Source organism: Nocardia sp. JMUB6875, from assembly GCF_041154655.1.
GTDB lineage: Bacteria > Actinomycetota > Actinomycetes > Mycobacteriales > Mycobacteriaceae > Nocardia.
Genome location: NZ_BAAFGR010000182.1, coordinates 1 through 13,992, shown reverse-complemented (window position 1 = coordinate 13,992; position 13,992 = coordinate 1). Strand labels below are relative to the sequence as shown.

Annotated in this window: 12 protein-coding genes and 1 pseudogene; 6 read left to right on the top strand and 7 right to left on the bottom strand. The window is 69.2% G+C overall.

The genetic code is table 11. The features are described 5' to 3' along the window. From ACAM49_RS33155 to ACAM49_RS33135, 5 genes and pseudogenes are all read right to left on the bottom strand, one after another. Positions 1 to 298 (bottom strand): annotated as a pseudogene (locus ACAM49_RS33155) (hypothetical protein); the annotation flags it as partial. A 1-nt stretch (position 299) separates the two neighbouring features. Beyond that, positions 300 to 2,033 carry a DEAD/DEAH box helicase gene (locus ACAM49_RS33150; RefSeq protein ID WP_369639494.1) on the bottom strand — a complete coding sequence of 578 codons (1,734 nt, stop codon included), beginning with the start codon at positions 2,031 to 2,033 and terminating at the stop codon, positions 300 to 302. A gap of 299 nt (positions 2,034 to 2,332) precedes the next feature. Further along, positions 2,333 to 2,527: a hypothetical protein gene (locus tag ACAM49_RS33145; protein WP_040809921.1), complete on the bottom strand. Its 195-nt coding sequence runs from the start codon at positions 2,525 to 2,527 to the stop codon at positions 2,333 to 2,335. Positions 2,528 to 2,993: 466 nt separating this feature from the next. Further along, positions 2,994 to 4,817, bottom strand: a complete 1,824-nt coding sequence (locus tag ACAM49_RS33140; protein ID WP_369639493.1) for an acyl-CoA dehydrogenase — start codon at positions 4,815 to 4,817, stop codon at positions 2,994 to 2,996. Between the two features lie 215 nt (positions 4,818 to 5,032). Further along, complete coding sequence (locus ACAM49_RS33135) at positions 5,033 to 6,070, bottom strand: AraC family transcriptional regulator (protein WP_369639492.1); 1,038 nt, start codon at positions 6,068 to 6,070, stop codon at positions 5,033 to 5,035. A gap of 136 nt (positions 6,071 to 6,206) precedes the next feature. Between ACAM49_RS33135 and ACAM49_RS33130 the strand changes: the two genes are divergently transcribed. Further along, complete coding sequence (locus tag ACAM49_RS33130) at positions 6,207 to 7,532, top strand: aldehyde dehydrogenase family protein (protein ID WP_369639491.1); 1,326 nt, start codon at positions 6,207 to 6,209, stop codon at positions 7,530 to 7,532. A gap of 26 nt (positions 7,533 to 7,558) precedes the next feature. Here the strand turns inward: ACAM49_RS33130 and ACAM49_RS33125 are convergent, their stop codons facing one another. Next, positions 7,559 to 7,969 carry an Ig-like domain-containing protein gene (locus tag ACAM49_RS33125; RefSeq protein WP_369639490.1) on the bottom strand — a complete coding sequence of 137 codons (411 nt, stop codon included), beginning with the start codon at positions 7,967 to 7,969 and terminating at the stop codon, positions 7,559 to 7,561. 158 nt (positions 7,970 to 8,127) lie between these two features. Here ACAM49_RS33125 and ACAM49_RS33120 point away from each other — a divergent pair, with 158 nt between their 5' ends. The 3 genes from ACAM49_RS33120 to ACAM49_RS33110 are packed head-to-tail and all read left to right on the top strand — an operon-like array spanning position 8,128 to position 10,216. Further along, complete coding sequence (locus ACAM49_RS33120; protein WP_369639495.1) at positions 8,128 to 8,484, top strand: DUF952 domain-containing protein; 357 nt, start codon at positions 8,128 to 8,130, stop codon at positions 8,482 to 8,484. A gap of 57 nt (positions 8,485 to 8,541) precedes the next feature. Beyond that, positions 8,542 to 9,024: a cation:proton antiporter regulatory subunit gene (locus ACAM49_RS33115; protein ID WP_369639489.1), complete on the top strand. Its 483-nt coding sequence runs from the start codon at positions 8,542 to 8,544 to the stop codon at positions 9,022 to 9,024. A 4-nt stretch (positions 9,025 to 9,028) separates the two neighbouring features. Next, on the top strand, positions 9,029 to 10,216 hold the full coding sequence (locus tag ACAM49_RS33110) for a cation:proton antiporter (protein WP_369639488.1): 1,188 nt from the start codon (positions 9,029 to 9,031) through the stop codon (positions 10,214 to 10,216). Here the strand turns inward: ACAM49_RS33110 and ACAM49_RS33105 are convergent. Continuing rightward, the gene (locus ACAM49_RS33105; RefSeq protein WP_369639487.1) at positions 10,115 to 10,978 is read right to left on the bottom strand and encodes a rhomboid-like protein; all 864 of its coding nucleotides are present in this window, start codon (positions 10,976 to 10,978) and stop codon (positions 10,115 to 10,117) included. The two genes, ACAM49_RS33110 and ACAM49_RS33105, sit on opposite strands and share 102 nt — an antisense overlap. 92 nt (positions 10,979 to 11,070) lie before the next feature. On the opposite strand from ACAM49_RS33105, the gene ACAM49_RS33100 reads away from it, so the two are divergent. After that, entirely contained in the window at positions 11,071 to 12,486 is a 1,416-nt protein-coding gene (locus tag ACAM49_RS33100; RefSeq protein ID WP_369639486.1) for an ethanolamine ammonia-lyase subunit EutB, read from the top strand. Positions 12,487 to 12,529: 43 nt separating this feature from the next. Beyond that, complete coding sequence (locus ACAM49_RS33095; RefSeq protein WP_369639485.1) at positions 12,530 to 13,525, top strand: ethanolamine ammonia-lyase subunit EutC; 996 nt, start codon at positions 12,530 to 12,532, stop codon at positions 13,523 to 13,525. Positions 13,526 to 13,992 lie beyond the last annotated feature (467 nt).

Genomic DNA, 13,992 nt, shown 5'->3' with positions numbered 1-13,992 from the left:
CCACCGCGGCCTGGAGTTCGTCGCTGAGGGTGAGGGTGTCGGCGGGGATCACCTCGGCGAGGGCGTTGATGGTGGGGCGGGGGAGGGTCGTCAGTTCGAGGTGGGTGACCGAGGCTTCGGAGCCGCGGTGGATGCGGGCGCGCACCACGGTGCCCTCGATATCGATCTGGACGCCGTTGTTGCGGGCGATGCTGCGCGCCCGGGGGAGGAGTGGCTCGGGTTTGGTGAGGTTGAGGGGTTCGGCGAGGCGGACCCAGTCCTTGCCCCAGGCGGTGTATCCGAATTCGTTGTCTGCCATGTCAGTTCCCCCGCTTCCGGCGCAGCAGTTCCATGAGTCGTTCGTCGTCGAGGCGGGCGAGTTCGGCGACCCCGGCGGCGTCGGTGAGGTCGGTGAGGGCGGATTTGCGGTCGTGCATGCCCGCGATGTGCTCCTCGATGGTGGTGCCCGAGGTCAGGGTGGTGACGGTGACGGTGCGGGTCTGGCCGATGCGGTGGGCGCGGTCGGAGGCCTGCGCCTCCACGGCCGGATTCCACCAGCGGTCGAAATGGATGACGTCGGCGGCGCGGGTCAGGGTCAGGCCGGTGCCCGCCGCGCGCAGGCTCAGCACCAAGACCGGTGGGCCGTCGGGTGATTGGAAGTTGGCCACGATCTCGCCGCGCTGCTGCTGGTCCAGGCCGCCGTGGAAGAACGGCGCCGTCACCCCGAACTCCTCGGCGCAATGCCGGACCAGCAGCTCACCGGTCTTGCGGTACTGCGTGAAGATCAGGGTGGGCGCGTCGTTGTCGAGGTTGCTGGCCAGGATGTCGGAGCAGACGTCGAATTTCCCGGAGCGCCCGAGCAATTCGTCCAGGTCCCCGGTGATCAGCCCCGGATGGTTGCACACCTGCTTGAGCTCGGTCAGCACCGCCAGCACCCGCGTATGCCGCTGCGCGCCCGAACCGAAGCCCGCCGCCTCGGCCTTGTCCAGCAGCCGGTCGTAGAGCTCCTCCTGCTCCGCGCTCAGATCGCACACCAGATCGGTGTGGATCTTGGCGGGCAGCGCCGCCGCCACCTGGGACTTGCGGCGGCCCAGCACAACCGGCTCCAGCGCGTCGCGCAATCGCAGCACCGCGTTCGCCGACCCCTCGGTGATCGGCCGCACGAACCGCCGCCGGAACTGCGCCTTGTGCGTGAACTCCTGCGGCACCACCAGATTCAGCAGCGCCCACAGCTCGTCGAGGTGATTCTCCACGGGCGTGCCGGTCAACGCGATCCGCGCATCCGCCGGAATGCTCCGCGCCGCCTTCGCCACCTGGGTCCGCGGATTCTTCAGCACCTGCGCCTCGTCGAAAACCACACTCGCCCAGCGCTGCCCGGCCAGCGCCTCCCCGTGCCCGCGCAGCGTCGGATACCCGGTCACCACGATGGTCCCCGCCTCCGCCCGCGGCGCGTCCCCGCCCCGCCAGGCCACCGCCCGCAGTCCGGGCGCGAAGCGTTCGATCTCGTGCGCCCAGTTGCCCACCAGCGAGGTCGGGCACACCACGAGTTGCGGTCCGTCCCCGGCCTTCCCGAGCAGATACCCGATGGCCTGCACGGTCTTGCCCAGACCCATCTCATCGGCGAGCACCGCACCGCCGTGCGCCGCGGTGGTCTCCCGCAGCCAGGTGATGCCCCGCGCCTGATACGGCCGCAGCTCGGCCTTCAGGCCCGAGTGCAGCTCAGCGGCGAGCGCGACGGTCTCCCGGAGCGCGCGCAGCGTGCGCCCCGCCGACACCACGGCGGTCCCGGTGGCGTTCGGCACGGCATGCGCGGCGGCGGGCAGCAGCCGCGTCTCGACGTCCGTCTCGAGTGCCTGACGTAGTAGGTGTATCGATTCCCCCGGATTCTCGATAGCAATGGCACATAACCGTTCCGGTTCCACGAGAGCGCATTCCACGTCCGTGACGCCGATTCCGTCGCGGCCCGGAACGGCCAGGGCGAGTGTCTCCACCTCGCCCACGCCCTTCGGTGCGCGCCCGGTGGCGTGGCCCGTCCACGTCCAGAGCGCGACCATATGTCGATCCTGCAGGTAGGTAGCTTGCGAGGTCTGCGGCACCCATCCGTTGTACTAGGCCGATCCGGTCGTGTGCACATGACGCTTCTCGCGTTGCGCACAGCCGGTTTCGCGTGTCTTCGGTCACGGATGTGGCGGACCGCACAGTGAGACGGTCATCGCTATGACCGAATCGGCCCCCGACACAGCAACAGCGGGCGACCTGATCGGTCGCCCGCTGCCGGGTTTTCTGTTGGGAAGATTCAATTGTCGAGCGGGCTCCCCGGAGTACATGCCGTCCCTCCGGGTTGGAGGAGCTGTTAAAGCGCCGGTGCCGACTCCGTGTCGATCACGGCCTCGAGCGCACGAAGTCGGTCCATGTGCTCATTGGCGTGATGCTGGCAGAAGAGCAACTCTCCACCTGCGGGCAAGGTCGCGCGCACTCGCGCGGCTGCACCGCAGCGGTCGCAACGGTCGACCGCGGTCAGTGGGGTGCTTGTCAGGGTTCCTGGCATGACTCCTCCGTCCTGGCTCCTGGTGCTCGCACACCATTCGCCTGGTGTGGGGGCCCGCGGACCATTCCGCGAACCTCGCTACCGCTACTTCCCAGCAGTGGCTGATGACTACTCTGTCAGACGTTCGGGGTGAGGTCTTTGTTCCCGTTGAGTTTCCCGTGTGTTTTCTGTAACACGACCTGGGATTTCGCTGAAAGCGAACAGGTCCTGGGAATCGGTCGCGGGGAGTGCGACATCTCCTGTTCGAACACGCTGATCGAGTTGTCTACCGGGAGACTACCCGCGCCCGCCGACACTCACACTCCGATTGGTTCTTGTGGCCGGGAGGCCAGCAAACCGTAATCAAGGCGGCTGGATCAGAGACCTGGCCGCGACGTACTTGACCTCGTCACACGCACCGGCGCGCATACGGTACCGGGGTAGGCGGGTGCGGCGGCTGTTCGCCGAACGCGAACAGCCGCGAACCTCAGAACCAGGCCTCGTCGAGCTCGGTCAGGGTGCGATCGCCGGAATCGAGCAGGTCGAAATGCGGTGTGGTGCGGGGGAGTTCCCAGCGGAAGAAGTACCGAGCGGCCAGTCTCTTGCCCTGCAGGAACGCCGCGCGATCCCGGTGCTGGTCGTCGCCAGCGGGCAGCCGGTGTGCGGTCACGGCCTGCTCCAGCCAGATCCAGGCCAGCACCACATGCCCGAACGCCTCGAGATAGACCGCCGAATTGGCCAGCGCCGCCTCGGGATTGCCGTCGCGCCACAGGCCCGCCGTGGTGGCCGCGAGGCGGGTGGCGGCCGCCTCCAGGGCGTCGGCGAACCCGCCGAGCTCGGCGTCCCCGGTGGCGCGGGCCGCGGCGATGCTTGCGGTCATGGTCTCGAGCAGGGCGGCCAGGGCCGCGCCGTTGTCGAGGGTGACCTGGCGGCCCAGCAGATCCAGGCTCTGAATCCCGTGGGTGCCTTCGTGAATGGGATTGAGGCGGTTGTCGCGGTAGTGCTGCTCCACGTCGTAGTCGCGGGTGTAGCCCGCGCCGCCGTGGATCTGGATGGCCAGGTCGTTGGCGGTCAGGCACCACTGGCTCGGCCAGGACTTGGCGATCGGGGTGAGGATGCGCAGCAGGGTGCCCGCCCGGGCCCGCTCGGATTCGGTTGCCGCGGTGCGCTGTTCGTCGACCAGGCGGCCGCAGTACAGCTGCAGCGCCAAAGCGCCTTCGGCATAGGACTTCTGGGCCAGCAGCATGCGCCGGACATCCGGGTGTTCGATGATCGGCACCTGCACCCCGCCGCGCGCGGCCACCGGGCGGCCCTGCGGGCGGCTGCGCGCGTAGTCGAGGGACTTCAGGTAGCCGGTGTAGCCCAGGGCCGTCGAGGCCAGGCCGACGCCGATGCGGGCCTCGTTCATCATCGTGAACATCTGTGCCAGGCCGTGATTGGGCTCGCCCACCAGGTATCCGATCGCGCCGGGCTCCCCGCCGGGGGTGAAATTGCCGTCGCCGAAGACGGGCGCGGTATTCACCGTCCCACGCCAGCCCATCTTGTGATTGATGCCCGAGAGCGCGACATCGTTGCGCACGGTGGGCTTTCCGTCCGCGTCGGGCAGGAACTTCGGGACGACGAACAGCGAGATGCCGCGGGTGCCCTTCGGCGCGCCCGGGATGCGGGCCAGCACCAGGTGCACGATGTTCTCCGAGAGGTCGTGGTCGCCGCCGGAGATCCACATCTTGTGGCCGAACAATCGGTACGAGCCGTCGGCGGACGGGACCGCGCGGGTGGTGATATCGGCCAGGCTGGATCCCGCCTGCGGCTCCGACAGCGCCATGGTGCCGAAGTTGCGGCCATCGAGCATGGGCCGCACATAGGTGTCGATCTGCTCCGGACTGCCGTGCGCGGCAAGCAGATTCGCATTGCCGGTGGTGAGCAGCACGTACGCGGCCGTGCCCACGTTGGCGGCGTGGAACCACGACATGCACGCGGTGTACACCGAATGCGGCAGCTGCATCCCGCCGATCTCGTAATCCATTGCCGCGCCGATCATCCCGGCATCCGCGAACGCCTTCAACGCCTTCCCGACCGCCGGAATGATGGTCACCCGCTCACCGTCGAACGTCGGCTCGTGCAGATCGTTCTCGCGATTGTGCGGCGCGAAGTACGTGGTAGCCAGATCCTGGCACAGCCGCAACACCTGATCGAAGGTCTCGCGGGAATGATCGGCGAACCGCTCCCGCCCGGTCAGCCCCGTCACGTCCAGCCAGTCGTACAGCAGGAACTCGAGATCACGGGCGGACATGATGCTGGACGGATTCATGCTTCCTCGAACGGTCGGCGGGTGTGACTACACCTGCCGTCCTACCAGACGTCCAGTCTCAGCCCACACGCCGAGTGGCACGCCAGTGAGGGGATTTGCCTGATTTCCCCGCGCTGATGTGCCACTCGACGGCGCGGGGCGGTGGATGGGGGCGCGGCCGCGGTGGAGGGATCGGCGGGGTGCCGACGGCGGCGCGGCTGCGGTGAGGGTGATGGTCAGCGAGTCCTGACCGGGGCGCGGCCGCGGTGGGCGCGGCCGAAGTGGCCGGGGGATTGGCCCTTCCAGGTGCGGAAGGCCGAGGCGAAGGCGGAGACGCTGGAGTAGCCGAGGCGGTCGGCGGCCTGTTCGACGGTGAGGCCGGCGATGAGGAGTTCTTCGGCGAGCATGCCGACGGTTTCCAGGCTCAGCTCGCGGAAGGTGGTGCCCTCCTCGGCGAGGCGGCGGCGCAGGGTGCGGACGCTGACGTCCAGGTCGGCGGCGATGCGGGTCTGGTCGGCGGAGCCGCCGTGGCGGATGAGCAGCTGCCGGACGCGGCCGCTGAGGCCGGAGCGGCTGTGGCGGGATTCCATGAGGTCGGCGCACTGCTGCTCATAGAACCGGGCGGTCGATATATTCGCCTGGGGTAGCGGGGTTTCCAGCGTTGTGGTCTGAAACGCCATGCGGGACTGGGGCGCCGAGAACGTGACCTCCTCGACGCCGAACACCGCGCCGAACATCTCGTAGATGGGATGGGCGTCCACATAGAGCTCGACCCGCACGGCGGGAATCCGCGTCGGGATCAGATCCTGCTGAATGGTGGCGATGGCGGCCAGATCGCGTTCCAGCGCGAAACGCCGGATCTCCTCGGGCAGCGCGCTGTCATCGCGCAATACCCATACCTCGTTGCCGTGGTTCTCGGAGTAGTGCCGGGCGGCGGTGAACGACAGATCCGCGTAGCGCAGCGCAATGTCCATGGCGTGCCGCAGATTCGAGCTGCTCATGAGCGCGAAGCCGAGCACCCCCATCGACGGCGGATGGCACAGCAGCCCCGCCAGCAACCCCATGCCCGGCTCGTCGTCGGTGGCCGCGACGACATTGCGCAGCACGCAGAACTCTTGAGCCATGGTGATTTCGGCCGAGGGATCGCGCAGATTCGCCTCCCTGATGCCGGTGTCCCGCAGCACCGTCTCCATCGGAATGCCTCGGCCCAGCGCGAAGTCGGCCACCAGCGCTGTGCTGAAGATGGAACGCAGGGGCGCCAACTCTTCGGTCACTCAGGCAGTCTCGCAAACTTTGGGCTTCCGCATGCCCGTTACCGGCGGGTAAGTTGCCTGGGTACGGCCCATATTCGCCGATTCGTGGCCGATTGGAAGCTGGTCGGCCGAAACCCTCAGCCATACGGTGAGATTCATGCGCACCGCGCAACATCCACAGTCCCAGGTGCCGGATGCCGGAAAGGTCCGTCCGCCCATGCTCACCGTGATCGCACCCGCCGACGGCCGGGTGGTCGACACCATCGCCACCGCATCGCCCGTCGAGGTGCGCGCCGCCGTGGCCCGGCTGCGGGAGAGTGCCGCGCTCTGGCACTCACTCGGGGTGGTCGGTCGGATCCACTGGCTGACCTTGTTCCGAAACTGGTTGCTGGACAACCGTGATGGCGTGGTGCGGCTGCTGGGGACGGAGACCGGCAAGACCGAGTCGGAGGCCGATGCCGAGTTCGGCCTGGCCCTCGATGCCCTCGACCACTATCGCGCGCACGGTGCGGAATTCCTGGGCGGGCGACACCCGCAGGTCGCCCTGCGCCCGGGCGCGGCCATGCAGCTGGCCGTGACGCACCCGGCGGGCGCGGTGGTCGGGGTGATCGGGCCGTGGACCTATCCGCTGGCGCTGGCCGTTTTCGACGCGGTGCCCGCGCTGGTGGCCGGCGCCGCGGTGGTGGTGAAGCCGTCCTCGGAGACGCCCCTGACCCTGCGCGCGATCGCCGACGGCTGGGCAAGTCTCGGGGCCCCTGCGGTTTTCGAGTCCGTGGCCGGTCACGAGGCCGGACCGGCTGTCCTCGATTGCGTGGATTATGTCCGGTTCACCGGGAGCGTGGAGACCGGGAAGGTGGTGGCATTGCGCGCCGCCGCGCGCTTGATTCCGTGCTGCCTGGATCTCGGCGGCAAGTCCGCGGCGGTCGTTTTGTCCGATGCTGACCTGGACCGGGCCGCCGCCAGCATTGCCCTCGGCGGGCTGGCGAACAACGGGCAAAGCTGCAACAGCGTCGAGCGCATCTACGTCGAGTCCGCCGCCTACGACGCCTTTCTCGACAAACTGGTGGCCGAGGCCGCCGCCTTCGGGCCGATTCTCGGGGACGAGATCGGCACCGGGGTGATGACCTCGGCCGCCCAGGTCGAGCTGGTGCGCGATCAGGTGCGCGACGCCTTGGTCAAGGGCGCGACGCTGCGCTGCGGTGGCACCGGCGCGGACCACGTCTTCGAACCGACCGTGCTCGCCGGGGTCGACCCGACCATGTCGGTGCTCACCCAGCAGACCCTCGGCCCGGTGCTCCCGGTGGTCCGGGTCGCGGACGCGGGCGAGGCCTTCGACCTCGCCCGCCGCTCCCCGGCCGGACCGTGCGTGAGCCTGTGGACCGGCGACACCGTCGCCGCGGCCCGTGCCGTCGGCCGCTTCGCGCCCTTGCGAGTCGGCGTCAACGACATCTCTCCGCATGTGGCCCGCCCGCGGCCTTACTGACACGGGCGGGCCGAAGCCGGTACGGCTTAACCGAACGAGCCGCCGCTGGCCGCGCAGCCCGCGCCGCCCGAGCCCGACGAGAACGGGTTGGCGGCCGAGACGGTGACATCGATGGACTTGCTGCTCAGCGGCTGGCTGGCCGTGATCTTGTGCGCCCCAGCGGTCTTCGGGTACCACTTGATGGTCGCCTGGTTGACGCCCACGGCCGGGGCGGCCGAGCCGATGCTGACGCCGTTGTCGCTGAAGTCCACCGGCACCACCACGCCGGTGATGTCCACATTCGCCGTGATGACATCCGCGCACCCGACGATCGGATTGTTGGACGCAAGCTGGACGTTGATGACGAATGCGCTGGCTTGCGGCGCCGCCAATACCGCGGCCGTGGCCATTGCGCCGATCGCGCCGGCGCCGAAGCCGACCCGCTGGATCTTGCCCATTTGATATACCTCTCGCATGTACTTCGCACGGCCGCAGCAGCCAATGCGATGTGAAATATAAGCACTTCACTTAGACGTGTGGGAGAGTTTCGGGAACTTTCCCTCATTGATCGTTTCGGTCAGGAATTAGGCTGGTCCGGGTGGGAACCGAACAGGACATGACGCCGTCGACGCTGCTGCACATCTGCACCCGGGAGGAATGGGAAAACGCCCGCGCCGCAGGCGAATACCGCGCCCACTCGCTCGCCGAGGCCGGTTTCATCCATCTCTCCGCCCCCTACCAGGCCCATCTGCCCGCCAACCGCCTCTTCGCGGGACGCACCGATCTCGTTCTGCTGCACCTGGATCCGGCCAACCTCGACGCCCCGGTCAAATGGGAGCCCGGCGTGCCCACCGATCCCTCGTCCATGCGCTTCCCCCACCTCTACGGCCCGCTCCCGCTCGCGGCGGTCACCGAGGTGACCGATTTCCGCCCCGGCCCGGACGGCAGTTTCGCCCCGCTCGAGGTGAACTGATCACGGGTCGGGACATAGCTCCCGGAGATTCGGACGGCTTGTCCTAATGTGGACAGGGTGAACGTCGATGTGACAGCGCTGCCCGGGATCGGTGTGCGGAAGGACTTCGAGGTCAGGTCCGGGCGGCGGATCGGGGTGGTGGCGCACCGCGACGGTGGGCTCGACCTGATCGTGTCGCAGCGCGACGACCCGGACGCCTGCCTGGCGCAGGTGCCGTTGACGCCGGACGAGGCCGCGGTGCTGGCGAATCTGCTGGGCGCGCCCCAACTGGTGCAGCAGCTGCGGGAAGAGCACTCGGACCTACCCGGGATCACCACCAGGCAGCTGAGCGTCAGCGGGAGCTCGCCGTATCGGGGACGTCGACTGGGCGAGACCGCCATGCGCACCCGCACCAAGGCGTCCATCGTGGCGATCATGCGGGCGGGACAGGTGCAGCCCTCACCGGGACCGGATCAGGTGCTCGATTCGGGGGACATCCTCGTGGTCGTCGGCACCCCGCACGGGCTGGACGCGGCCGCTCGCATCCTGGCTGACGGCTGAACCGGTGGATTCGACCGGTCTAGCCCTGTTCGAACTCGGCGCGATCTTGTTCGCGCTCGGCATGCTGGGGCGGCTGGCCGGCCGCTTCGGAATGTCGCCGATTCCGCTGTATCTGCTCGGCGGTCTGGCCTTCGGTGACGGCGGCATCGTGCACATGCGCGCGGCCACCGAATTCGGTCATCTCGCCGGTGAGATCGGCGTGGTGCTGCTGCTCCTGCTGCTCGGATTGGAGTACACCGCCGCCGAATTGGTGACCGGACTCCGCCGGGACTGGCTGGCGGGCCTGCTCGACATCGTGCTCAATGCCACGCCCGGCGTGGTGGTGGCGCTGGTGCTGGGCTGGGGTCCGGTCGGTGCGGTCACCATGGCCGGGGTCACCTATATCTCGTCCTCCGGCATCGTCGCCAAGGTGCTCAACGACCTGGGCCGCTTGGGTAACCGCGAGACGCCGGTGGTGCTGTCGATCCTGGTGTTCGAGGATCTGGCCATGGCGGTGTACCTGCCGATCCTCACCATGATGCTGGCCGGGCTGAGCTTCCTCAGCGGGCTGCGGTCGCTGGCCATCGCCCTGGTGGCGATCACCGTGGTGCTCGTGGTGGCGCTGAAATACGGCCGCTATGTCTCGGCCATCGTGGACAGTGAGGACCGGGAACAGTTCCTGCTCAAGCTGCTCGGCGCGGCGCTGCTGGTGGCCGGTGCGGCCTCGGCGCTGAACGTGTCGGCCGCCGTGGGCGCGTTCCTGCTCGGCATCGCGATTTCCGGATCCACCGCGCAGGAGGCGGCGAAACTCCTCGAACCATTGCGAGATCTGTTCGCGGCCATCTTCTTCGTGGCCTTCGGGCTCAGTACCGATCCCATGGCGATACCGCCGGTGCTGGGCTGGGCGGTGCTGCTGGCGGTGGTGACCACGCTGACCAAGATCGCCACCGGGTGGTGGGCGGCCTCGCGGCAGGGGATCCGCCGCATGGGCCGGGCGCGCGCGGGCGCGGCGCTGGTGGCGCGCGGCGAATTCTCCATCGTCATTGCCGGACTGGCGGTTTCGCTGGGCGGCGTGGACGGGAAGCTGGCCGCGCTGGCGTCTGCCTACGTGCTAATGATGGCCGTGCTCGGCCCGGTCGTGGCGCGCATCGTCGAGCCCGCGGTCCAGTTCGTTCAGCGGGATCGGCGACGCAGCGACCCCGTCCCCGGCTGAATCCGGCTGGGGCAGGTCGAGGTTGCGGGCGGCCTTGCGCTGCTGGAGCGCGACCAGGCGGTGCGAGATCGCCACCGCGACCGCGCCCACCGTGAATCCGATCAGCAGCGCGAAGAAGTGGCCGTAATCGGTGAACGTGCGGCCGTCATAGACGCCGTACGCGTACCAGACCAGCATGCATACCGCCCACCCCCAGCGTGCGGGGCCGCGCAGCCGGAAGGTGAGCACGGCCAGCATGGCCGAGATCCCGTAGCTCGGGCCGACATCCGAGGCGAACGCCACCCGCGTCGGAATCAGCTGCTTGTCGATCTTGTGGGCGATGCCCAGCACGGTGATCAGCGTCGCCCCGACATGGCCGATGGCGACCACCAGAATCCAGCGCAGCGAACCCAGCCAGCGCTCGGCCAGGGCCATCAGCGTGATCAGGATGAGGATGTCGCCCCACGGGAAGCCGCCGTCGGTCCAGAACGCCGAGGCCACCAGGACCTGGATCGGATCCTTCTGCATATTGCGCAGATTGGTCGAGGCCGAGAAGATCAGCCGCCGCCCGACGATATCGCTGGCCCCGCGCAGGGTCCACCAGGTGATGAACAGCGTGAAGGCGTAGGCGATGCATGCCGGGGTGACCGCCAGCAGATCGCGATAGGCCTGCACGGCGCGGCGCAGCCGGTGCGGGCGCTCCCACCAGTCGCGGAGTGCGTGCACCTCGGCGCCGAGGTCGATGGTGCGCAGCCAGGGCGGCTGGTAGGTGCCCAATCCCATTTCGCCATGGTATCCGGCACGCGTAACGCGGATTAATGCCCGGGGAAAACGGTGGTTACGTCGCAGCAACATAGGCCCGGACCATCGGTGAGGTGATCTATCACCAGCGCCTGGGCGGCACCACCCACACCTTCGACGGTCTGGTCGACCTGCTGGCCAAGGCCACGCCGCGGCGCAGCGGTGACGAACTCGCCGGGTGCGCGGCGCATTCCGACGCCGAGCGGGCCGCCGCGCAATGGGCGCTGGCCGAGGTGCCGCTGACCACCTTCCTCGAGGATCCGGTCGTGCCGTACGAGACCGACGAGGTCACGCGGTTGATCATCGACAGCCACGATCGCGCTGCGTTCCAGGCGATTTCGCATCTGACCGTGGGTGGGCTACGGGACTGGCTGCTCGCCGTGGCCGCCACGCCCGGCGCCGCGGCCACCCTCGCGGCGGTCGCGCCCGGGCTCACGCCGGAAATGGTCGCGGCCGTCAGCAAACTCATGCGGAATCAGGATCTGATCGCGGTGGCGCACGCGGTGCAGGTGCGGGCCGGGTTCCGCACCAGCATCGGGGTGCCGGGCACCCTGGCCACCCGCTTGCAGCCCAATCACCCCACCGACGACCCGCGCGGCATCGCCGCGGCCGTGCTGGACGGGCTGCTGCTGGGTTGCGGTGATGCGGTCATCGGCATCAATCCCGCCACCGACTCGCCGCAGGCCACCGCGGATCTGCTGCACCTGCTCGACGAGGTGCGCCAGCGCTTCGACATTCCGACCCAGTCGTGCGTGCTGTCCCATGTCACCACCACGCTCGGGCTGATCGAGGCCGGTGCGCCGGTCGACCTGGTGTTCCAGTCCATCGCGGGCACCGAGGGCGCGAATTCCGGCTTCGGCGTGAACATCTCGCTGCTGCGCGAGGCCAACGAGGCGGGCCGCTCGCTGCGCCGCGGCACCGTCGGCGACAACGTCATGTACCTCGAAACCGGTCAGGGCTCGGCCCTTTCGGCGGGCGCGCACCTCGGCACCGGCGGCAAACCCGTCGACCAGCAGACCCTCGAGACCCGCGCCTACGCCGTCGCCCGCGACCTGGACCCGCTGCTGATCAACACCGTCGTCGGCTTCATCGGCCCCGAATACCTCTACGACGGAAAGCAAATCATCCGCGCCGGCCTCGAAGACCACTTCTGCGGCAAACTCCTCGGCCTCCCCATGGGCGTCGATGTCTGCTACACCAACCACGCCGAGGCCGACCAGGACGACATGGACACCCTCCTCACGCTCCTCGGCGTGGCGGGCTGCCCCTTCGTCATCGCCGTCCCCGGCGCCGACGACGTCATGCTCGGCTACCAATCCCTCGCCTACCACGACGCCCTCTACGCCCGAAAAGTCCTGAACCTCCGCCCCGCCCCCGAATTCGCCGCCTGGCTCGACAACCTCGGCATGCTCGACGCCCACGGCCGCGTACTCCCGGTGGAACCCCTGTCCTCCCCGCTGCGCGCCCTGGCCGCCAAGGGGGCCGCGTGACCACCTGCCGCCCACACCCCGAGCCGAACCGGGAGGACCACGCATGACCGCGACCCCGCGTCCCCTCCGTCGCCCCGAAGACGCTGCCGCACAGGCCTTCTGGGACAGCCTGCGCCGCACCACCCAGGCCCGCATCGGCCTCGGCCGCGCCGGAGACGCCCTGCCCACGGCCGAAGTGCTCGAATTCCGTGCTGCCCACGCCGCCGCCCGCGACGCCGTCCACAACCCCCTCGACGTCGCGGCGCTGGCAACCGGCGTCTCGGCTCTCGGCCTGGGCGAGCCGGTCCACGTCCGCAGCCTGGCCGCGGACCGCTCGGAGTACCTGCGCCGCCCCGACCTCGGCCGCCTCCCCGGCGCCACCGAGCCCCTCGGGTCGGCTGCCGACGCGGTGAATCCCACTGTGGGCCACACCATTTGGTCCGGAACCGATGCGGAAATCGGTACCGGTGGTGCGGGGTTCGCCGGTGCGGGCGCTTCGGAGTCGTTGTCGGCGGTGCCCTACAGCGGGGCCGACGTGGGATTTGTTCTGGCCGATGGACTTTCGCCGCTGGCGCTCGCCGAACACGGCGTGCCGATGCTCGCGGCGCTGGCCGAGGCGTTGGGGGAGCGGTACACCCTCGCCCCTCCGGTGATCGCCACCCAGGCGCGAGTGGCCTTGGGCGACCACATCGGCGCGGCCCTCGGCGTCACCACGGTGCTGGTCCTGATCGGCGAGCGCCCCGGCCTGTCGGTCGCCGACAGCCTCGGCATATACCTCACCCACTACCCCCGCCCGGGCCGCGCCGACTCCGAACGCAACTGCATCTCCAACATCCACCCACCCGAAGGCCTCACCTACACCCGCGCAGCCCAGGTCACCACCGGCCTCGTCGACGGCGCCCGCCGCCTCGGCCGCTCCGGCGTAGACCTCAAGGACACCTCCACGACCTCGGCCCTGACGCCCGCGCCCGCGGAACCCCTGGTCCTCGACGCGCGCACTGTCGAAACAGACGGCCCGACCACCTCCGTGCCGCTACTCCTGGACGCCGATTCCGCCTGAAACTCTTGGTTTGCGCCCGAACTCGCGCCAGCGTCGTGCGCCACACCGCCGCACCAGCGAGCGCTCTCGGGCGGCCACGATAGCGGCGGACATCCAGTCCGACGCGCCGCGGCTCGCTAGCACTGCGGCAGTCGCGGCGGGCCGCCGCCGATGCCGCGAACGGGCCGAGACTGCATCCTGGCGCTGACGTGGTCGGCTTCATGGCGCGCGCCCGCCTGCGCTGAGGTTGGGGGCGAGCCGCTACCGTCGATGTGGTGTCGGGGCGTCGAACGGCGCTGGGTCGGGCTGTCGAGGAGGTGCGGTGGCGGGGCGGTTGTGGGGTGTCGGGCTTTCGGTGGCGCTGTTGGTGCCTCTGGGCGGGTTTGTCGGGTACACCGTGACGCGGGCTCGGCGGGATCCGGTGCCGGGGGCGGAGGTGGTGGTTGTGCTGGGGTGTCGGCTGCGGCACAACCGGGTTGGTCCGATGT